General features: G+C 58.6%; 19 protein-coding genes and 1 pseudogene. 14 read left to right on the top strand and 6 right to left on the bottom strand.

What is annotated here, in order from left to right; all coding sequences use genetic code 11:
* Nucleotides 1-184 precede the first annotated feature (184 nt).
* The 4 genes and pseudogenes from AO277_RS09545 (at nt 185) to AO277_RS09530 (ending at nt 2,862) form a co-directional block, all read left to right on the top strand.
* Nucleotides 185-877 carry an Abi family protein gene (locus AO277_RS09545; RefSeq protein WP_044318435.1) on the top strand — a complete coding sequence of 231 codons (693 nt, stop codon included), beginning with the start codon at nt 185-187 and terminating at the stop codon, nt 875-877.
* Between the two features lie 89 nt (nt 878-966).
* Nucleotides 967-1,236, top strand: a pseudogene (locus AO277_RS09540) (DUF1493 family protein); the annotation flags it as partial.
* 296 nt (nt 1,237-1,532) lie between these two features.
* Nucleotides 1,533-1,943: a periplasmic Zn2+ metallochaperone PmcY gene (gene pmcY, locus AO277_RS09535; protein WP_044318436.1), complete on the top strand. Its 411-nt coding sequence runs from the start codon at nt 1,533-1,535 to the stop codon at nt 1,941-1,943.
* 25 nt (nt 1,944-1,968) lie between these two features.
* Nucleotides 1,969-2,862, top strand: coding sequence for a cation diffusion facilitator family transporter (locus tag AO277_RS09530; RefSeq protein WP_044318437.1), 894 nt, complete (start codon nt 1,969-1,971; stop codon nt 2,860-2,862).
* 6 nt (nt 2,863-2,868) lie between these two features.
* On the opposite strand, the gene AO277_RS29415 is transcribed toward AO277_RS09530, so the two are convergent.
* Nucleotides 2,869-3,543: a DUF6515 family protein gene (locus AO277_RS29415; RefSeq protein WP_306599905.1), complete on the bottom strand. Its 675-nt coding sequence runs from the start codon at nt 3,541-3,543 to the stop codon at nt 2,869-2,871.
* On the opposite strand from AO277_RS29415, the gene AO277_RS29410 reads away from it, so the two are divergent.
* Together AO277_RS29410 and AO277_RS09520 are read left to right on the top strand one after the other, a co-directional pair.
* Nucleotides 3,535-4,083, top strand: a complete 549-nt coding sequence (locus AO277_RS29410; protein ID WP_371411876.1) for a hypothetical protein — start codon at nt 3,535-3,537, stop codon at nt 4,081-4,083. The two genes, AO277_RS29415 and AO277_RS29410, sit on opposite strands and share 9 nt — an antisense overlap.
* Nucleotides 4,084-4,431: 348 nt before the next feature.
* Entirely contained in the window at nt 4,432-4,911 is a 480-nt protein-coding gene (locus AO277_RS09520; RefSeq protein WP_002555305.1) for an Lrp/AsnC family transcriptional regulator, read from the top strand.
* Nucleotides 4,912-4,923: 12 nt separating this feature from the next.
* Here AO277_RS09520 and AO277_RS09515 read toward each other — a convergent pair whose 3' ends face one another.
* The 4 genes from AO277_RS09515 to AO277_RS09500 form a co-directional block, all read right to left on the bottom strand.
* Entirely contained in the window at nt 4,924-5,556 is a 633-nt protein-coding gene (locus AO277_RS09515) for a pseudouridine synthase (RefSeq protein ID WP_005732205.1), read from the bottom strand.
* Between the two features lie 79 nt (nt 5,557-5,635).
* Nucleotides 5,636-7,099, bottom strand: a complete 1,464-nt coding sequence (gene amn / locus AO277_RS09510; protein ID WP_044318438.1) for an AMP nucleosidase — start codon at nt 7,097-7,099, stop codon at nt 5,636-5,638.
* A gap of 52 nt (nt 7,100-7,151) precedes the next feature.
* Nucleotides 7,152-8,801 carry an acyl-CoA dehydrogenase family protein gene (locus tag AO277_RS09505; protein WP_044318439.1) on the bottom strand — a complete coding sequence of 550 codons (1,650 nt, stop codon included), beginning with the start codon at nt 8,799-8,801 and terminating at the stop codon, nt 7,152-7,154.
* 125 nt (nt 8,802-8,926) lie between these two features.
* Nucleotides 8,927-10,921, bottom strand: coding sequence for a sensor histidine kinase (locus AO277_RS09500; RefSeq protein WP_044318440.1), 1,995 nt, complete (start codon nt 10,919-10,921; stop codon nt 8,927-8,929).
* Nucleotides 10,922-11,292: 371 nt separating this feature from the next.
* Between AO277_RS09500 and AO277_RS09495 the strand changes: the two genes are divergently transcribed.
* From AO277_RS09495 to AO277_RS09480, 4 genes are all read left to right on the top strand, one after another.
* Complete coding sequence (locus AO277_RS09495; RefSeq protein ID WP_010193235.1) at nt 11,293-12,090, top strand: hydroxymethylpyrimidine/phosphomethylpyrimidine kinase; 798 nt, start codon at nt 11,293-11,295, stop codon at nt 12,088-12,090.
* Nucleotides 12,091-12,113: 23 nt separating this feature from the next.
* Nucleotides 12,114-12,731 (top strand): thiamine phosphate synthase, encoded by a 618-nt coding sequence (gene thiE / locus AO277_RS09490; RefSeq protein WP_044318441.1) that lies wholly within the window; start codon nt 12,114-12,116, stop codon nt 12,729-12,731.
* Nucleotides 12,732-13,002: 271 nt separating this feature from the next.
* Entirely contained in the window at nt 13,003-14,286 is a 1,284-nt protein-coding gene (hemL, locus tag AO277_RS09485) for a glutamate-1-semialdehyde 2,1-aminomutase (RefSeq protein WP_044318442.1), read from the top strand.
* A gap of 296 nt (nt 14,287-14,582) precedes the next feature.
* The gene (locus AO277_RS09480) at nt 14,583-15,131 is read left to right on the top strand and encodes a tetratricopeptide repeat protein (RefSeq protein ID WP_044318443.1); all 549 of its coding nucleotides are present in this window, start codon (nt 14,583-14,585) and stop codon (nt 15,129-15,131) included.
* Nucleotides 15,132-15,164: 33 nt separating this feature from the next.
* Here the strand turns inward: AO277_RS09480 and AO277_RS09475 are convergent, their stop codons facing one another.
* Entirely contained in the window at nt 15,165-15,491 is a 327-nt protein-coding gene (locus AO277_RS09475; protein ID WP_002555314.1) for a DUF1820 family protein, read from the bottom strand.
* A 130-nt stretch (nt 15,492-15,621) separates the two neighbouring features.
* Here AO277_RS09475 and miaB point away from each other — a divergent pair, with 130 nt between their 5' ends.
* The 4 genes from miaB to AO277_RS09455 all read left to right on the top strand — a co-directional run bounded on the left by miaB (nt 15,622) and on the right by AO277_RS09455 (nt 19,490).
* The gene (gene miaB / locus AO277_RS09470; RefSeq protein ID WP_005732197.1) at nt 15,622-16,950 is read left to right on the top strand and encodes a tRNA (N6-isopentenyl adenosine(37)-C2)-methylthiotransferase MiaB; all 1,329 of its coding nucleotides are present in this window, start codon (nt 15,622-15,624) and stop codon (nt 16,948-16,950) included.
* Nucleotides 16,951-17,126: 176 nt separating this feature from the next.
* Nucleotides 17,127-18,149 carry a PhoH family protein gene (locus AO277_RS09465; protein ID WP_004666280.1) on the top strand — a complete coding sequence of 341 codons (1,023 nt, stop codon included), beginning with the start codon at nt 17,127-17,129 and terminating at the stop codon, nt 18,147-18,149.
* The gene (ybeY, locus tag AO277_RS09460) at nt 18,142-18,642 is read left to right on the top strand and encodes an rRNA maturation RNase YbeY (RefSeq protein ID WP_044318444.1); all 501 of its coding nucleotides are present in this window, start codon (nt 18,142-18,144) and stop codon (nt 18,640-18,642) included. Before AO277_RS09465 ends, ybeY begins: the two co-directional genes overlap by 8 nt.
* Nucleotides 18,643-18,647: 5 nt before the next feature.
* The gene (locus AO277_RS09455; protein ID WP_002555318.1) at nt 18,648-19,490 is read left to right on the top strand and encodes a CorC family transporter; all 843 of its coding nucleotides are present in this window, start codon (nt 18,648-18,650) and stop codon (nt 19,488-19,490) included.
* Nucleotides 19,491-19,515 lie beyond the last annotated feature (25 nt).

Below are 19,515 nucleotides of genomic sequence, written 5' to 3'. Positions count from 1 at the left end.
TTCGGTAGTTTTTTCATCGCTCCATCCTCTCAAAGGTTGGAGTCTCCGAGAAACCCGGGGCGGTTCATAAAGCCATCCAGATACAGCTATGGGCTTCTAAGAGAAATCCTTGACGTGTACCCTTTCGGTTTTGGCCCAAGGAATGCGTACCGGCCATCATTACACTCAGGAGCAGTGAGTCGCTATGGTTTGGCAAACGCTGGAGGCGAAGCTTTCTACGCCAAGGATGTCCCGCTACCTGAACGGCAACCGAGACAAGGACCGAGCCGCAGAGGCTTACGTCCACAATATGAAAATTACCGAGTCTCTCGTTTCAGTTTTTCATGTTCTTGAGGTAGCTGTGCGTAACGGAATTCAGAAAGAAATGGCCTTGGAGTACGGCCGGGATGACTGGTACGAAGAATGGAATGGTACTGGCAATGCAAATTTCCAGAAACTTTATGACAAGATTTCAGAGGCCAAGAATGAGCTTCGTAATCGAAGGGTTGAGCTTACGCCAGACAACATCGTAGCCGAGCTAAGCTTCGGCTTCTGGACGTCTCTATTCAACCGGGCGACCATCATCAACCTGTCAAAACCGCTAGTGCGGGTTTTCTATTTCTGCCCTAAAAGCATGCGACAACCCGACAACATTCGCACTCGCCTGAACAAGGGACGTGACCTGCGGAACCGTTGCTTCCACCATGAGCCGCTTTTGTGGCAACCGCTCTATGAACTGCATAGAGATGTATCTGAAGTCATCAAGTGGATCGAACCTGGATTACATGCATGGATAAAGATCCACGATCGAGTACCTGCCACACTCGGCGACTGTATAAAGTGGCGAGACTCACCGGAGCCAGGTCAAGCTGAGAGCATTATCGGCAGCAACGAATAAGCAGAGTGTAAGCGGCATTCCAAGAAGTGCTTATCCAGCAGCTGATCGGAAAATCGCTTGGTAGATGTTACCAAACGGAATGATGACATTTCATGGAGGACTTCTTTGATCACTTCAATGTGGGTCAGGGCGATTACGACCACTGTCGATACTTCAAACCGGAAGGTACAGATATTTTTATGCTGTTCCGAGCCAAAGACAGGCGCGCCAAAACGCCTCTGACACTGGGAATTCTGTACGAAGCGACCAGAATGAAGGTATGGAATTGCCAGACGCTAGAGGAAATGACGTTTAGCTCAATGCCTACTTACGGTCGTACCGAAGATACACCGGTTAAAATATTTGAGATAAAAACCCGGCAACCTGCGTCCTTATACAGTATGGGTTGCTTGCGGATGCCGAGCCTTGGCACGACGAAAGGCGCTCTCCCGGACACCTCTCGTTCCCATGCCACCTAGCTCATATTCATACACAAGTCCCCATGACGCCGGGAAACGTGGCTCAAGCCAATATGATGACCGTTACTACGCGTGGTAACGCAGAGCTGCAGCACGAAATCAACATTCATCAACCGCAGAACCACGCCATCACTCAATAGTCTTAGCCTTGCAGCCATTGCCTTGTATAGTTGCCCTCTTCATCTCAGGAGCTTTCCATGCGCATTCCTTCTCGCTTGATCGGTGGTGTTCTGGTCGCCACGTTGCTGACTCAGATTTCTGCCTGCGGCAGTATTTTCTATCCTGACCGTCGCGGTCAGATTGATGGCAAGGTTGACCCGGCCATTGCGGCGCTGGATGCTTTTGCGCTGCTGTTCTATATCGTTCCCGGGGTGATTGCGTTTGCAGTGGACTTCGCGACGGGCGCGATCTATTACGCACCCGGCGAGATCGATCCGCAGAAGCTGCAAAAGGCGATCAAGGCTGACGGCAGCGTCGACAACACCAAGCTGCAAGCCATCATTGAAACCGAGCTGGGCCGTTCCCTGCCACTGAACGACCCACGCCTGATTCAGCACAAAGGCAGCGTGGAACAACTGGCAGCCTTGGGCCTGGTCCCGGCAGCCTGATATCGATACGGTTCAAGGAAGCGTCATGAGCACCACTGCCGAACATTCCCGACTGCTGCGTCTGGCGACGCGGGCCTCGCTGGCGGTTGCCGTGACGCTGATCCTGGCCAAGGGCGTTGCCTGGTGGCTCAGTGGTTCAGTGAGCCTGTTGGCCGGCCTTACCGATTCGTTGCTTGATGGCGCGGCCTCGTTCCTCAATCTGCTGGCAGTGCATTACGCGTTGCGCCCAGCCGATGAGGATCATCGCTATGGTCATGGCAAGGCGGAAGCGCTGTCGGGTATGGCGCAGGCGCTGTTCATCACCGTCAGTGGCGTGCTGATCGCTGTTCAGGCGGTCGAACGCATCCAGAACCCGGAACCGCTGGGCGCGCCGCTGTTGGGTATGGTGGTGATGGTTATTTCCATCGCCCTGACGCTGGCACTGCTCACCTTGCAATACCGGGTGATCAAGGCGACAGGTTCGGCGGCCATCCGTGCCGACTCGCTGCACTACCGTTCCGACTTGCTGCTGAACGCCAGTATTCTGGTGGCGCTGACCCTTGCCTATTTCGGCTGGCAACAGCTGGACGCGTATTTTGGTCTGGGCATCGCGCTGTACATCTTGTGGAGCGCTTTGCAGATCGCCCGCGAGACAGTGTCGGTGTTGATGGATGAAGAATTGCCCGCCGATGTCAGCACGCGCATGCTGGCGCTGGCGTGCGACGTGCCGGGCGTGCTTGGGGCGCATGATCTGCGTACACGGATATCCGGCAATCACTGGTTTGTGCAGCTACATCTGGAGTTGCCGGGCACACTGACCCTGTCGGTCGCCCTTGCGCTCTGCGACAAGGTCGCCGATGCTATTCACGAGCAATTCCCGAAGGCCGAAGTGCTGGTGCACGCCGACCCTCAGGAAGTCGTCAAGCAAGCCAATGTCTGATCAGCGTCAATTGGCGCTGACGTTGTAGCCACGCCCTGCCAGACAGTCGCCCATCGAGCGACGATAGGCATCGACCAGATCCGGCGGCGGCTGGCCGCTGACATTGGCCGGGTCGAAGCCGCTCTGCTGCGCGGCCTGCAAATAGCACTGATAGTGATCCAGTTCGACCTGTTGCGGACTCTGGCCATTGGCAGGGTAGGCAACCGGGTCGTAGCCATTGACCTGCTGTCCAGCAGGGGCCTGATACACCGCCTCGTTCTGCGGCGGGTTGACCACTACGTAGTCCTGACTGTCAGGCTGGTAGGCATAATAAGTACCGGCTGCCAGAAACAGCAGACTGCTGCCGATCCACACTTCCTGCGAGTAGGACGGTAGTCTGCTGACACGTACCCCGTAAGGCGGTGTCACCACGACATAACGCGGGCCTTGCGGGCGATACCAGTAACCACCCGAGTAGTAATAGTCCTGACCACGATAGGGAATACGCGAGTAGCCACCCGGTACGCGATCTATCGCATAGCCAGGCCGATATTGCGGGCCTGGCCCCCAGCCATTGCCACGCCCGTCGGGACGCCCTTCCCAATGATCATTGGGGCGGCCGTTACCGGCCTGCCAGTTGCGGTTGTTGCCACGCGGGATGTCCTGATAGTAGCCCTGACGCGGCTGCTGGGTTTGCCACACCTCTCCAGGACCACCCTGGATCGGCAGATTGTTCTGGCTTTGGCGCAACTGCTGGCGCTGCTGGTTTTGCTGCTGCTGAATCTGACGCTGCTGATCACGTTGTTGCTGATCGATCTGCTGTTGCTGCTGACGCTCGACGTTGCGCTGCTGGATCTGCTGTTGCTGGATCTGCTGCTGTTGCTGGCGCTCAACCTGACGCTGCTGGTTCTGCTGTTCCTGAATCTGGCGTTGCTGATTGATCTGCTGCTGGTTGATCTGTTGTTGCTGCTGACGCTCGACCTGGCGCTGCTGATTCTGCTGCTGTTGGATCTGACGCTGCTGATTATTCTGTTCCTGGAAGCGCTGCTGTTGTTGCTGACGCTGCTGCCCGTTTTCGCCAGAGCTGTTGTACAACTGATTGCGCGGCGAATCATCACGTTCGTCGGCCAATGCCTGAGCGCTGATGCTCAGACACAACAGACTTACACCCGCAAACTGCCAGATGCCAGATTTCATGCTTTCCTCACTAGAGCGCGGGTTGACGTCATTAAGACTGTTTAAGCGTAGCGCCGTTCTGCGCACTTTATCAGCAGACAAAGAAAAGGGGACCAAATGGCCCCCTTGAGATACTTCGCCCTGGCGCAACGCTTTTGACGTTGGCTCACCTCATGCCGTCTTCTGGACAGTATGTAGCCCGGGGGCCTGGCACACCCTGTTGGGTGGGAGGCCGCGACTGGCCTGATTCGGCGAGTCGCGCTGGACGCTGTGTCCGGGCAGTGATTCTGGTTAAAAGAATAGGCCTGAGGCTAAGGCAGAGGATTGCTAATATTGCGGATTAAAACATTACTTGCGCAATTTTTGACTTCAGATGAATAATCCAGCGCAATTGAATTGATAAAGGGGTGCATCGTGAGCAAGCTCGACAGATACGACCTGAGCATTTTGGCTGAATTGCAACGTGACGCACGCATATCCAACCAGGAATTGGCCGAACGCATCGGTCTGTCACCCTCACCCTGCTCGCGACGGGTCAAGCAACTGGAGGACGACGGTTACATCGTGCGCCAGGTGGCCCTGCTGGATCGCAAGAAACTTGGCCTGAACCTCACCGCCTACGTGCTGATCGGCATGGACCGGCATACGCCCGAGCGATTCGAGAATTTCGAGCAGCAAATCCGTAACCTGCCTCAGGTTCTGGAATGCAGCCTGGTGACCGGCATGGACGCAGACTACCAACTGAAAGTGGTGGTGCCGGACATGGATCACTACCAGAAACTGCTACTGGGCCATCTGACGCGGATCGAGGGCGTGACCAGCGTCAAGTCCAGCTTTGTGCTCAATCAGGTGCTGGCCAGCACCGAAATGCCGCTGACTCACTTGCGCAACTAAGCCCGCTCGACCTCACAGCTTTGCGGCGACTTCCCGGTATTGGCCCTGATCCAGCCCATCCAGCGTCCAGTCGCCAATTCTGACCCGCACCAGCCGCAGGGTCGGCAACCCGACGGCAGCAGTCATGCGCCGCACCTGCCGATTACGCCCTTCCTTGATCACCAGTTCCAGCCAGCTGGTCGGCACGCTCTTACGAAAGCGCACAGGCGGGTTGCGCGGCCACAGTTGCGGTTCATCGAGCTGCCGCGCCTCGGCGGGCAAGGTCGGGCCGTCGTTGAGCTGGACACCGTCGCGCAACTGCTGCAACTGCTCATCGGTCGGCTCACCCTCGACCTGCACCCAGTAGGTCTTGGCCAGTTTGTGTTTCGGGTCGGCGATGCGCGCCTGCAACTGGCCGTCGTTGGTCAGCAGCAACAAGCCTTCACTGTCGCGATCCAGTCGTCCGGCCGGATAAATGCCGGGGATCTTGATGAAGTCCTTGAGCGTGGCGCGCCCTCCTTCGTCACTGAATTGAGTCAGCACATCGAATGGCTTGTTGAAGAGGAACAGCTTCGGCTCGGCCGGTGGCGCTTTGGCGACACGCCGGGCAGCGCCTGCCGGGTTGGAGGCAGGACGGCGGGAAACGGGGCGTTGGGTGCGGGACATGGGAATTAGGCAATCAAAAAACAGAAAGGGCCACTTTAGTGGCCCTTCGTGCAAATACCAATCTATTAACGGAATGCTATTAACGGAATGGCGGCTCGTCGAAGCTGCGCAGTTTGCGCGAGTGCAGCGAGTTCAGCTCGGTGCGCAGCAGGTCCAGCGCGGCGATACCGATCTTCAGGTGCTGGCTGACCGCACGTTCGTAGAACGCATTGGCCGAACCCGGCAGCTTGATTTCACTGTGCAACGGCTTGTCGGATACGCACAGCAACGTGCCGTAAGGCACCCGCAGGCGATAACCCTGAGCGGCGATGGTGCCACTTTCCATGTCGACCGCCACGGCACGCGACAGGTTGATCAATGGACGTTCCTGAGCCCAGCGCAGCTCCCAGTTACGGTCGTCATAGGTCAACACCGTGCCGGTGCGCAGGCGCTTCTTGAGCTCTTCGCCGCGTTCGCCGGTGATCTGCGCCGCCGACTCCTGCAAGGCCAGTTGCACTTCGGCAAGCGCCGGAATCGGGATATGCGGCGGCAGTACACGGTCAAGAATACCGTCGCGACGCATGTAGGCGTGCGCCAACACGTAGTCGCCGATAGTCTGCGACTGACGCAGGCCACCGCAGTGACCGATCATCAGCCAACAATGCGGACGCAGTACTGCCAGGTGATCGGTGATGTTCTTGGCGTTGGACGGGCCGACGCCGATGTTGACCAGGGTCACGCCATGACCGTCTTCGGCGATCAGGTGGTAGGCCGGCATCTGATAGCGATGCCAGACCACGCTGGCGACGATGGCCTGGGCTTCTTCCTGGCCCATGCTCTTGTCGACTACAACGTTGCCCGGCAGGACCATGCGCACGAAACGCGGGTCTTCGCGGAGTTTTTCCAGCCCGTGCAGGATGAACTGGTCGACATAGCGGTGGTAGTTGGTCAGCAGAATCCACGGCTGCACATGACGCCAGTCGCTGCCGGTGTAATGCACCAGACGGCGCAACGAGAAATCCACCCGTGCAGCGTCGAACAGCGCCAATGGCAGCGGGTCGACATTGGCCCAGTCATAAAGGCCGTCGGCAATACCATCGGTGGCAGCCGACAGGTCGGTGCTGGGGAATACCCGCGCCAGCGCCGCTGCGGTAACATCAGTGCCGGCCAGCTCATCGCCCTGCTCGACCACGTAAGGATAAGGAATGCTCTGCTCGCTCATGCCGACTTCAACCGTCACGGTGAAATCTTTCATCAGCGGGACAAGTTGTTCGAGCAGGTACTTCTTGAAGGCCTTGGGCTGCGTGACGGTAACGCTGTAAGTACCCGGCAGCTGCACCTTGGCGTAGGCACGAGTGGTTACCGGCACTTCGCCCTTGCATTGGTAGACCAGGCGCAGTTCCGGGTAGCTGAATTGCGCTCGCTCCTCGGCAGTGGGCTCGACGCGGTCTTTCAAATAGCGCTTGAGCGCCTGGCTCAGCGCGCTGGTCGCGCGCTCATGCAGCTCGGCGAGCCGCTCTACGGCCTGCTCGGCGGTGTCGACAACAACAAAGGCTTGGGTCACGATTCATGTCCTGTCTGATCTTGCAGACGTGCATCGTAACGGGTTCGCGTGCTCATGCCACCTGTGGCGAGGACCTGAGCAGCAATGTTTCGACATCGACACCACGCGGCAATGTGCCATACACCCGCCCGCCAGAGGCTATTCGCCCCGCGATAAAGCCGTCGCTGACAGCGGCATTGCCCGCTTCCAGCAATAGCTTGCCCTGCAAGGCGACGGCAATGTTCTCGGTCAGTTGGCGGGCGCGGTACTGAATATCGCTCGTGTCCTGAAACGCACCTTTCAATGCAGCTATATGCGCCGCCAGATGCCGATCGCCGTGCCCGTCGCCCAGTTCGTCGAACAGCGCATCGAGCGCGCCTGGTTCTTTGGACAGGGTTCGCAGCACATCCAGGCATTGCACATTGCCCGAGCCTTCCCACGTGGAGTTGACCGGGGCTTCGCGGTAAAGCCGGGGCAGAATGCTGTCCTCAACATAACCGGCACCGCCCAGGCATTCGGCGGCTTCGTTGATCATGGCCGGAGCCCGCTTGCAGATCCAGTATTTACCCACTGCCGTGACCAGACGGACAAAGCGTTTTTCGTGATCATCATCGAGATGGTCCAGCGCACGGCCCATGCGCAGGGTCAGGGCCAGCGCAGCCTCGCTTTCCAGCGCCAGGTCCGCCAGAACGTTCTGCATCAACGGTTGCTCGGCCAGCAGCCGGCCGCTGACCGCACGATACGCGCAATGATGCGCGGCCTGCGTCAGCGCCTGACGCATCAAGGCGCTGGAGCCAATCATGCAGTCGAAACGGGTCATGGCGACCATTTCAATGATGGTCGGTACGCCGCGCCCTTCCTCACCGATCATCCACGCCAACGCGCCGCGAAACTCGACTTCGCTCGATGCGTTGGACCAGTTGCCGAGCTTGTTTTTCAGGCGCTGGATATAGAACTCGTTGCGGGTGTCGTCCGGTCGGTGGCGCGGCAGCAGAAAACAGCTGAGGCCCTTATCGGTCTGCGCCAGGGTCAGAAACGCGTCGCACATCGGTGCCGAGCAGAACCACTTGTGTCCGACCAGCTCATAAGCCTGGCCGGGGCCACCCGCGCCTACCGGGAACGCGCGCGTGGTATTGGCGCGCACGTCGGTGCCGCCCTGTTTTTCGGTCATGGCCATGCCGATGGTTGCGCCACGCTTGTGCGCAATGCCCACGTTACGTGAGTCGTACTCAGTCGACAGCACCTTGGGCAGCCATATTTCAGCCAGATCCGGTTGCAGCCTGAGCGCAGGAACACTGGCGAACGTCATGGTCAGCGGGCAGCCGCTGCCCGGTTCTGCCTGCGTATGCAGATAGCTCATGGCAGCGCGCGCCACATGAGCACCGGGTTGCGGATCGGTCCATGGCAACGACGGGATGCCATGCTCGATGGCCGTGCTCATCAACTGATGGTACGCCGGGTGAAATTCGATCAGATCGATGTGGTGCCCGTAACGGTCATGGCTGGCGAATGCAGGCTTGTTCTGATTGGCCAGAAAGCCAGCCTCCATCAGCGGGCCGCCTGCCAGCGCACCGTAAGCGTCGATACGCGGTTGCGCCCAGCCCGCACCGAAGCGGCTGCTCCACTCCTGAAGCGGCACGTCGATACGGTAGAGGTTCGCCCCGTCCAGCGGTGGCGGTTGATTGGTGACTTCGTGGGTTTCGGCGAATTGATTCAGGTTCATGAGTCATCTCCTGCCTGTGTGCACGCGCAACATGCAGACAGTGAATCACGCGCCCGACACTTGCAAAAGTGCCGTAGCCGCCGAAATCTCGGCGCTTTTACCTGATGCGCGTATCAAATGACGCTTTATATACCCCACTGGGCCTTGAGTTCTGGGGCTCTGCGCACCGCGCCCGGTACGGCCATCAGCATCGGGACGTTCAAGGTAAAGCAACTGCCCTTGCCTGGCTCGGAACGATGACTCAGCTCGCCACCCTGCAACTCGACCAGTTTCCGGCAAATCGCCAGACCGATGCCCAGCCCGCCGTATTCGCGGGTCATGGAGCCGTCGACCTGAAAGAAGTGTTGATACAGTTGGGCTTCGTCCAGTCGGCTGAAACCGATGCCGCTGTCCATCACTTCAACCCGCAGGTGCATGCGCTCAAGATCCTGCGGGTGCCCGCTGAAGCGCACTTGCACCGCGCCCTTACGGGTGAATTTGATCGCGTTGTCCACCAGGCACTCAATGCACTGGTAGAGCTTGCCGATGTCGCCACGCAGGCACGGCGGCAGCTTATCGTCCAGATCGAGCGTCAAAATCAGCCCCTTGGACTGAGCGGCGCCCAGGAAGCGATTGCGTAGCCTGTCGGCGAGGTCTTCGGGCGAAAAGGCATTGCAGTCGGCATACAGCACACCGGCTTGAAGTTCGGTGAGGGTCAGAATGCCGTTGATCATACTCATCATGTCCCGCGCGGAACTGGCAGCCGTTTGCTGATACATCTCCAGCTCGTCATCCATATCGAGTGTCTGCATCACTTCCAGCGACCCGATCACACCGTTCATCGGCGTGCGCAGCTCATGGGTAAGCGTGGCAAGGAACTCATCTTTCAGCCGGTTGCTGTTGGCCAGTTGCTGATTGAGACGCTCCAGATCCTGACCTGCCGCCAGCAGCGTTCGCGCCTGCAGGCACCGGGCATGGTTGATACGGTCGGCAAGCGCCATGGAAAGGAATGCCATTTCCAGCACCGTGCCGATGTGCGAGGCGTACATGGTCAGGAAGGTGTTGGGCAAATAGCCCAGCAGCATCAGCCCGAAGATCAACCCGCTGACCATGAAGACAGACCAGGCCAGCACAAAATAGCGCCCTACCCGCTCGCCTTTCATGATGGCGACAATGCCCGCCAGGTAGATCGTCACAGCCCCTGTCATGACCAGTTGAGTGGCCCCGCGCAGGGCTGGCCCGTAGCCCAGGAACAAGGCCATGCCCATCACCAGCACAGCAGCGCCGATGACTATCAGCAGCAAGCGGTCCAGCCAGCGCGCCAACTGTGCCGTACCCAGAAAGCTGCGCGAAAACTGGCACGCGAACAGCGTGGCCAGCGCCATCAGAAAGGGCGTCGACGCATTTGCCCACCAGGGGCTGTCAGGCCACAGGTATTCAATGGCAACCCCGTTGATCGACATCTGGTAAAGCCCGAACGAGGCGACGTACAGCAGGTAGTACAGGTAATCCACCTCACGGACGCTGAGGTAGATGAACAGGTTGTAGACCAGCATGCCCAGCAGCAAGCCGTAGATCAGCCCGAAGACGTAAACCTTGGTGGGCTGCGCCTCGAGGTAGGCGTGAGTAGACCAGAGATTGAGCGGAGCCTGAACCGACCCTTCGCTGCGTATGCGCATATACAGGGTTCGCGTCTGACCCGCTGGCAGGTCCAGCTGGAAAAGGTAGTTGTTCTGAGCGAACTGACGGCTGGAGAACGGCAACATGTCGCCGGTCTGCCAGACCCGCCCGGGATTCCCGTCGGCATCCGGGACATAGAAATCAACGTGGTCCATTGGCGGATAGGCCAGTTCCAGCAACCAGTCGTTATGGATGCTGGCTTCTATCGGGCGATAGGTCAGCTCGACTTTCAGCCAGAAGGCGGAACGCGAATACCCGGCGTTGAAGGTTCCGGCAGGCACGGACTGAAAGGCACCGGCGTGAGCGGCGGCGCTGACGCTTTCAATGGTCGCATCGCCGGTCGGGTCTTCGAATACCTGAATGGCACGACCCAACGGCAGAAAACGAGTGTTTTCATCAAACTCGACTGCATGACTCTGCAACGGCAGCCAAAGAGCCAGAATGATCAACAGATAGCGCATTGAAGCCCCAAGGTAGGTCGTCGCGTTCAATCCATCCATTGATTACGACGTCCCGCAATTTTCTGTCCTTGAAACAGGCTAATGATTCAAACAGACCATTGAACGTAGGGATGACCTGGCTGGCATCGGTATAAAAAACGATGCAAACCGTCGGTAATCGGTCTGACCACACAAGCATAGCCGCTAATAGCGTAAAGACAGTATCGCGATAAAAATCAAGGCAATAGCTCTACATCGGCTATTTCAGGCCAAACATGAGTATTTTTTGCAGGTTTGTCGAATCTGCGACAGTCGCCGACGGACCATCACCAGCAAGAAAAACCTGGCACCCCGAGCGGCCCGCGAAAGGTTTAGTGATAAGCTCGCGCACCATGAATATCTATAGCTCCCGCCCCGTTGTCCTTTGCCTCTCCGGCCACGACCCTAGTGGCGGTGCCGGTATGCAGGCCGATATAGAAGCCCTGCTCGCCCAAGGCTGTCACGCCGCTCCGGCGATTACTGCGCTCACCGTGCAAGACACTGTAGATGTCAGTGATTTTCGCGTGCTCGATCGCGAATGGGTCATGGCCCAGGCCAATGCCGTCCTCAACGATTCGAACGTAGCCGCCGTCAAGCTGGGAATGCTCGGTTCGCTGGAGATGGTCGACACGGTCGTCGACCTGCTTCTCGCTCACCCGCATTTGCCAATGGTCTGCGACCCGGTGCTGCGCGCTGGTGGCGGCGGACGGCTGGGCAAGGACGAAGTTGGCTACGCCATGCGCGAACGGCTGCTGCCATTATCGACCATCGCGACCCCCAATCTTCCGGAAGCACGCATTCTTGCCGAGCTGCCTGAGGGTACTGCGGACGAGTGCGCCGACAAGCTACTGCTGTTTTGTGAATACCTGTTAATCACTGGCGGTCATGGTGACGAACAGCAAATCCATAATCGTCTCTATGTGCGTGGCGGCCAGACCCACACTTTCATTTGCGAACGTCTACCCGGCAGCTACCACGGTTCAGGCTGCACACTGGCCAGCGCACTGGCCGGGCGTATTGCTCAGGGAGAAGAACTGGTCAGCGCGGTAAGATCGGCGCTGGACTACACCTGGCGTACGCTCAGGGACGCCGAACAGCTGGGCCGCGGGCAATTTGTGCCTCGTCGGTTGCCGCTGGATTTTTGCTCGTAACACATCGCCATGAGGCTCGATTCATGAAACTACGTGGCCTGTATGCCATTACCGACAGTCAGTTGCTGTCCGGCAAATTTCTCTCGTACGTCGAAGCTGCGCTGGATGGCGGCGTGACGCTGCTGCAATACCGCGACAAGACCAGTGACGAGTCCCGCCGTCTGCGCGAAGCGACCGAGCTGCTCAAACTCTGCGAGCGCTACAAGACGCGACTTATCATCAACGATGACGCCGAACTGGCGGCGCGTCTGGGCGTGGGTGTGCATTTGGGCCAGACCGACGGCTCGTTGCCGGATGCGCGTGCCCTGCTGGGGCACAAGGCGATTGTCGGTGCCACCTGTCACGGCAGCCTGGAACTGGCCGAGCAGGCAAAGGCTGATGGCGCGACGTACGTAGCATTTGGCAGGTTCTTCAACTCCCTGACCAAGCCCGGCGCACCCGCAGTACCGCTGGACCTGATTGCTCAGGTGCGTGCCAGGGTTCACTTGCCGATTGCCGTGATCGGCGGCATCACCCTGGAAAACGCCCCGCAACTGGTCGAACATGGAGCAGACCTGCTCGCCGTGGTACACGGCCTGTTCGGCGCTGAAAACACCCAGGAAGTGACGCGCAGGGCAAAAGCCTTCATGGCGTTGTTGTAGAGCAGAATTGCTGTGGGAGTGACCGGGGCGGCGATCCGCATTGCTCGCGAAGGCGATGGTTCAAAATGCTCTGTTTTCGGGGTCTGCACTGCCCCCTTCGCGAGCAAGCTCGCTCCCACGAGTACGTGGATCCTCCTTCATTTGATATAGTGCGCGTTCCTGCGCCTTCTCTGGCTCATGCCACCCAATAAAGCAGCCCATCCTGAAGCTGCCCGCCTCGGCTGACCCCAGCGTAGACACGAATTCCCCGTTTCAAAGCAGAGACCCAATCATGTCCCGTTCCGAAACACTGTTCGCCAACGCCCAAAAACACATCCCCGGTGGCGTCAATTCGCCGGTTCGTGCTTTCAAAAGCGTGGGTGGCACGCCGCTGTTCTTCAAACATGCTGCGGGCGCTTACGTGACTGACGAAGACGACAAACGCTATGTTGATTACGTGGGCTCCTGGGGGCCGATGATTCTTGGCCATAGCCACCCGGAAGTGCTCGATGCCGTGCGCAGCCAGCTGGAGCACGGCCTGTCTTACGGTGCACCGACGGCCATGGAAACCGAAATGGCCGATCTGGTCTGCGAACTGGTACCGTCCATGGAAATGGTTCGCATGGTCAGCTCCGGCACTGAAGCGACCATGAGCGCGATCCGTCTGGCCCGAGGCTTTACCGGCCGCGACAGCATCATCAAGTTCGAGGGCTGCTACCACGGTCACTCCGACAGCCTGCTGGTCAAGGCCGGCTCCGGTGCCCTTACCCTGGGCGTACCCAGTTCGCCTGGCGTACCGGCAGCGTTTGCGAAACACACCCTGACCGTGCCCTTCAACAACCTCGACGCCGTGCGTGACCTGTTGGCTGAAGTGGGTCAGGAAGTGGCGTGCATCATCGTCGAGCCCGTTGCTGGCAACATGAACTGCGTGCCGCCTGCGCCTGGCTACCTGCAAGGTCTGCGCGACCTGTGCGACGAGCACGGCGTGGTGCTGATTTTCGATGAAGTGATGACCGGTTTCCGCGTAGCCCTCGGTGGCGCACAGGCTTACTACGGCGTGACGCCCGACCTGAGCACCTTCGGCAAGATCATCGGTGGCGGTATGCCGGTCGGCTGCTTTGGCGGCAAACGCGAAATCATGTCGCACATCGCACCGCTTGGTCCGGTCTATCAGGCGGGCACCCTGTCGGGTAACCCGTTGGCGATGGCCGCTGGCCTGACTACCCTGCGCCTGATCAGCCGCCCGGGCTTTCACGATGAATTGAGCGACTACACCCGTCGCCTGCTTGAAGGCCTGCAACAGCGCGCCGATGCAGCAGGTATTGCGTTCGTGACAACCCAGGCGGGTGGCATGTTCGGCCTGTACTTCAGTGAAGCGCGTGAAATCGTAACGTTTGAAGACGTGATGACCAGCGATGCCGAGCGTTTCAAACGTTTCTTCCACTTGATGCTGGAGGGCGGCGTGTACCTCGCGCCGAGCGCATTCGAAGCCGGCTTCACCTCCATCGCCCACGGCGATGCCGAGTTGAAACTGACACTCGATGCCGCGGAAAAAGCGTTTGCTGCGCTGAAATAAGCTCGTCAGACTCACCCGCGCCGGGTGTCATTGAACCGGCGCGAGTGATGCCTGTGAATGAAACGGAACGCTAAGTACGTATTTTGCTTCTACAATGCAGTGCGGATGCTGCAAACACAGGTCACTGGAAGTGTTGTTTCAGGTAATGCCCCCCTAAAGAAGGGCGTTTTCAACGCCGTGCAGCAGAAAATCCGTAAAGACTTTGTAAGGTTGGCTCTGCTTATTTCATAATGCGCAGCCAGCACGTTTAGCTGGTCGGGCATGCCCGCACCTTTTTCAGAGGTAAGTCGACTCCCATGAACCGCACCGGCCGCACCCTTGTATTGGGCTGCCTGTTGCTTGTCTATCCCCTGCTGGCGACTGCTGGCGGCAACTCGTTGTTAATCCCGGCGATGGGTCGTTGCACCCTCAATACCCAGCCAGAGAACCTGCCCGCTGCGCTTGAAGCGTGCCAGCAGGCCGCCAAGGGTGGGGATGCGCAGGCGCAGTACGAGTTGGGTGAGTTCTATTACGAGGGCAGAAATGCACCTCGCGATTTGCCGCAGGCGCTGAATTACTTCGAGCAGGCCTCATTGCAGGGCCATGCCCAGGCGCAGTATCAACTGGGCTTGATGTTCAGCCATGGTGAAGGGGTGCAGGCCAATAACATTCAGGCGTATATCGTGCTGAAGATGGCCGCAGTCAATGGCTCGGAAGAGGCGCTGGATGCCGCCGACGAGGTATCGGCAAAGATGCAGCGCGACGAACTGGAAGTTGCCACCCAGGTACTGGGGCAGATCTTCCGCAAATACCTGCTTGAACTGCAAACCGCCGAAGGGCGCAGCCCCTTCTCTCCGCTGCCCTGACCAGCAATAGCTCAGGGCACTTGCGATTCAGACTTACTTTTCCGGCATCGGCATGGGAAACGGCATTACGTTGCTGCTGCCGCGCGCTTCGCTGATCTTCGGCACGCCCATGCGCTCGACTTCGTCGATGCGCACAATCGAATGCATTGGTACGAAACTGCGCACCACGCCTTCGAACTGAGCCTTGAGCTTCTCTTCGCTCGGGTCCACCACAACCGTCGTGCGTTCGCCGAAAACGAATTCTTCAACTTCCAGAAAGCCCCACAGATCACTTTGATAGATCTGCTTGGCGTACATCTCGAACACCTGTCCCTGGTTGAGGAAAATCACCTTGTAGATTGGAGCTTCGCGTTTGGTCATAACGGGCGGGTAACGATCGGAGATGAAAAAGGGGCACGGACTATAGCATGTCCATCGGACAGCCAACGCTAGGAACCCGCGCCCTTCATCCTTATAATGCTCGGTTCACTGATACGGTTGATGATCACGCATGGCCAAGAAGCTTTATATCGAAACCCACGGTTGCCAGATGAACGAGTACGACAGCTCGCGCATGGTCGATCTGCTGGGCGAACATCAGGCCCTGGAAGTCACCGCTCGCGCGGAAGACGCCGACGTGATCCTGCTCAATACCTGCTCGATTCGCGAGCGCGCCCAGGACCGGGTGTACTCCCAGCTTGGCCGCTGGCGTGAATTGAAGCTGGCCAATCCCGAGATGGTGATCGCTGTCGGTGGCTGCGTAGCCAGCCAGGAAGGCGCAGCCATTCGTGATCGCGCGCCCTATGTGGACGTGGTGTTCGGCCCCCAGACCTTACATCGCCTGCCGGAAATGATCGACGCAGCGCGTATCACCCGCTTGCCGCAGGTCGACGTCTCGTTCCCGGAAATCGAAAAATTCGACCACTTGCCCGAGCCGCGCGTCGATGGCCCGAGCGCTTATGTATCGGTGATGGAAGGCTGCAGCAAATACTGCACGTTCTGCGTGGTGCCCTATACCCGTGGCGAGGAAGTCAGCCGGCCGTTTGACGATGTGCTGAGCGAAGTCATCCACCTCGCCGAAAACGGCGTGCGTGAAGTCACCCTGCTGGGGCAGAACGTCAACGGCTATCGCGGCACCACGCACGACGGCCGGGTTGCAGACCTGGCGGACCTGATCCGCGTGGTTGCCGCGGTCGATGGCATCGACCGTATTCGCTACACCACCTCACACCCGCTGGAGTTTTCCGACAGCCTTATCCAGGCCCACGCGGAAGTGCCGGAGCTGGTCAAACACCTGCACTTGCCGGTGCAGTCGGGTTCCGACCGCATTCTGGCGGCCATGAAGCGCAACCACACCACGCTGGAATACAAGTCCCGCTTGCGCAAGCTCAGGGCGGCCGTGCCGGGCATCAGCATCAGTTCCGACTTCATCGTTGGCTTCCCCGGCGAGACAGAAAAAGACTTCGACAACACCATGAAGCTGATTGAAGACGTGGGTTTCGACTTCTCGTTCTCGTTCGTCTACAGCCCGCGCCCGGGTACGCCTGCCGCAGATCTGAAAGACGATACGCCAGAAGCGCTCAAGAAAGAGCGCCTGGCAGCGCTGCAACACCGCCTGAACCAGCAGGGTTTCGAGATCAGCCGGCAGATGGTGGGCAGCATCCAGCGCATTCTGGTAACCGACTATTCGAAGAAAGACCCTGGCGAACTGCAGGGCCGCACCGAGAACAACCGGATTGTGAATTTTCGCTGCAACAACCCGAAACTGATCGGGCAGTTTGCCGACGTACACATTGATGATGCGCAGCCTCACTCTCTGCGTGGCTCGCTGCTACAGTAAACCTTGAATGTCGCCGCAGAAACGAATCGCCGAATGAATTCGGTTCTGCGCGGTCCCTACCATTGAGCACGGTGAATCCCTGGCGCGGCCTTTAACACGGCAAAGCTTTCACACAACCAGCGCCAGGGGTATTCTTCAATACATCTCAATTGCCGCCGGACGGCCATTAAACGACCTTGAACGCACCCATAGAACCTCATCGCTTCACCCTCGAGCCTTTCGAGGCCCATCGTTTCGCCAACCTGTGCGGGCAACTCGACGAGCACTTGCGCCTGATCGAGCAACGCCTGGACATCGAGATCCGCAATCGCGGCAATCAATTCGAGCTCATTGGCGACTCAAAACAAAATCACTCCGCCGAGAATCTTCTGCGCCGCCTGTACCGGGAAACCAAAGGTACCGAGCTAACGCCGGACATGGTCCACCTGTTCCTTCAGGAATCAGGTGTGGACGGCCTCGACAACCACCCTGCCGCCGAAGTCGGCGTCTCGCTGCGCACCAAAAAGGGCATGATTCGCCCGCGCGGCCTGAATCAGCAGCGTTACGTCAAGGAAGTCCTCAGCAACGACATCAACTTCGGCATCGGCCCTGCGGGTACCGGCAAGACGTACCTGGCGGTTGCCTGCGCGGTGGATGCTCTGGAACGCGAGCAGATTCGTCGCATCCTGCTGGTGCGCCCGGCGGTCGAAGCGGGCGAGAAACTGGGCTTCTTGCCCGGCGATCTGGCCCAGAAGATCGACCCGTACCTGCGCCCGCTGTATGACGCGCTGTACGAGATGCTCGGTTTCGAATACGTCGCCAAGCTGATCGAGAAGCAGGTCATTGAAGTGGCACCGCTGGCTTACATGCGCGGACGCACCCTTAATAACAGCTTCATCATTCTCGACGAGAGTCAGAACACCACTGTCGAGCAGATGAAGATGTTCCTGACCCGTATCGGCTTCGGCTCCACCGCCGTAATCACCGGCGACATCACCCAGGTCGACCTGCCCAAGGGCACCCGGTCGGGGCTGACGCATGTCATTGATGTGCTCAAGGACGTGCCGGGCATCAGCTTCACGCATTTCAAACCCAAGGATGTGGTTCGCCACCCGCTGGTGCAGCGCATTGTCGAGGCCTATGAGCGTTTCGATGATCAGCTCAGCGACGGTTCGTCGGGCAACAACAGTTACCCACGGGACAAGAACCGCGATGCTTGAGCTGGACCTGCAGATTGCAAGCGAAACAAGCGCCCCCGACGAAGCCCGATTCCGCCTCTGGTGTGAAATGGGCTTGCGTCAGCGCAGTGCCGATTCCGAGCTGACCATCCGCCTCGTCGACGAAAACGAAGGGCGCGAGCTCAATCACACCTGGCGACATAAAAATTACGCTACAAACGTGCTTTCATTCCCGGCGGATGTTCCGGACGACATGCTGGACATCCCGTTGCTGGGCGACCTGGTCATCTGCGTCCCGGTGGTCAACCGCGAAGCCGCTGAACAAGGCAAGTCCGTTTACGCGCACTGGGCACACATGGTCATTCATGGCTGCCTTCATCTGCTGGGTTACGACCACATCGATGATGAAGAAGCCGAAGAAATGGAAGCACTGGAACGAACGTTGCTTGAGGAGCTGGGCTACCCCGACCCTTACGCAGAAGATGAAAGTGCCGACCACCCCCATTCAGACACACCAAGCAAGGACCACGAGTAAGGGCTATGAGCGAAGACCGATCGAGCAACGGGCAAAAGTCATGGTTGGGTAAACTGACCCAGGCCTTTGTCCATGAGCCGAAAAACCGCCAGGAGCTGCTTGAGCTGCTGCGCGAAGCCCACCAGAACAAACTGCTGGACAGCGAAGCGCTGGCCATCGTCGAGGGCGCCATTCAAGTGGCTGACCTGCAAGTGCGCGACATCATGGTGCCGCGCTCGCAGATGATCAGCATCAAGGCGACCCAGACACCCCGTGAGTTCCTGCCTGCGGTCATCGATGCTGCGCACTCGCGCTACCCGGTGATCGGCGAGAGCCACGATGACGTGCTCGGTGTGCTGCTGGCCAAGGATCTGCTGCCTCTGATCCTTAAAGCCGACGGCGACAGCGACGACGTCAAGAAGCTGCTGCGTCCCGCTACGTTCGTGCCCGAATCCAAGCGCCTCAACGTGCTGTTGCGCGAGTTTCGCGCCAACCACAATCACATGGCCATCGTCATTGACGAATACGGTGGTGTGGCAGGTTTGGTGACTATCGAAGACGTGCTGGAACAGATCGTCGGCGATATCGAAGATGAGCATGACGTCGAGGAAGACAGCTATATCAAGCCACTGCCCAGCGGTGACTTTCTGGTCAAGGCCCTCACGCCGGTCGAGAATTTCAACGAATTCTTCGACAGTGCGTTCTCCGATGACGAGTTCGACACCGTGGGCGGTCTGGTGATGAATGCCTTCGGCCATCTGCCCAAGCGCAACGAAATCACTGAAATCGGTGCGTATCGTTTCCGCATCCTGAGCGCTGACAGCCGTCGCATTCATTTGCTGCGCGTGACTCCCATTTCACGTCCGTAACCACTTGATGCTGTTTTAAGGAATC

The sequence above is a fragment of the Pseudomonas amygdali genome (assembly GCF_002699855.1).
Classification (GTDB): domain Bacteria; phylum Pseudomonadota; class Gammaproteobacteria; order Pseudomonadales; family Pseudomonadaceae; genus Aquipseudomonas; species Aquipseudomonas amygdali.
Note: the sequence above shows the minus strand (reverse complement) of the source record. Positions and strands in the feature narration are given on the sequence as shown.

Excerpts from the sequence above, each read along its gene's own strand:
- AO277_RS09500 (WP_044318440.1), bottom strand. The coding sequence starts at position 10,921 with ATGCGCTATCTGTTGATCATTCTGGCTCTTTGGCTGCCGTTGCAGAGT.
- AO277_RS09515 (WP_005732205.1), bottom strand. The coding sequence starts at position 5,556 with ATGTCCCGCACCCAACGCCCCGTTTCCCGCCGTCCTGCCTCCAACCCG.
- pmcY (WP_044318436.1), top strand. The coding sequence starts at position 1,533 with ATGCGCATTCCTTCTCGCTTGATCGGTGGTGTTCTGGTCGCCACGTTG.
- thiE (WP_044318441.1), top strand. The coding sequence starts at position 12,114 with ATGAAACTACGTGGCCTGTATGCCATTACCGACAGTCAGTTGCTGTCC.
- hemL (WP_044318442.1), top strand. The coding sequence starts at position 13,003 with ATGTCCCGTTCCGAAACACTGTTCGCCAACGCCCAAAAACACATCCCC.
- miaB (WP_005732197.1), top strand. The coding sequence starts at position 15,622 with ATGGCCAAGAAGCTTTATATCGAAACCCACGGTTGCCAGATGAACGAG.
- AO277_RS09455 (WP_002555318.1), top strand. The coding sequence starts at position 18,648 with ATGAGCGAAGACCGATCGAGCAACGGGCAAAAGTCATGGTTGGGTAAA.
- AO277_RS09475 (WP_002555314.1), bottom strand. The coding sequence starts at position 15,491 with ATGACCAAACGCGAAGCTCCAATCTACAAGGTGATTTTCCTCAACCAG.
- AO277_RS09495 (WP_010193235.1), top strand. The coding sequence starts at position 11,293 with ATGAATATCTATAGCTCCCGCCCCGTTGTCCTTTGCCTCTCCGGCCAC.
- AO277_RS09505 (WP_044318439.1), bottom strand. The coding sequence starts at position 8,801 with ATGAACCTGAATCAATTCGCCGAAACCCACGAAGTCACCAATCAACCG.
- ybeY (WP_044318444.1), top strand. The coding sequence starts at position 18,142 with ATGCTTGAGCTGGACCTGCAGATTGCAAGCGAAACAAGCGCCCCCGAC.
- AO277_RS09480 (WP_044318443.1), top strand. The coding sequence starts at position 14,583 with ATGAACCGCACCGGCCGCACCCTTGTATTGGGCTGCCTGTTGCTTGTC.
- AO277_RS09530 (WP_044318437.1), top strand. The coding sequence starts at position 1,969 with ATGAGCACCACTGCCGAACATTCCCGACTGCTGCGTCTGGCGACGCGG.
- AO277_RS09545 (WP_044318435.1), top strand. The coding sequence starts at position 185 with ATGGTTTGGCAAACGCTGGAGGCGAAGCTTTCTACGCCAAGGATGTCC.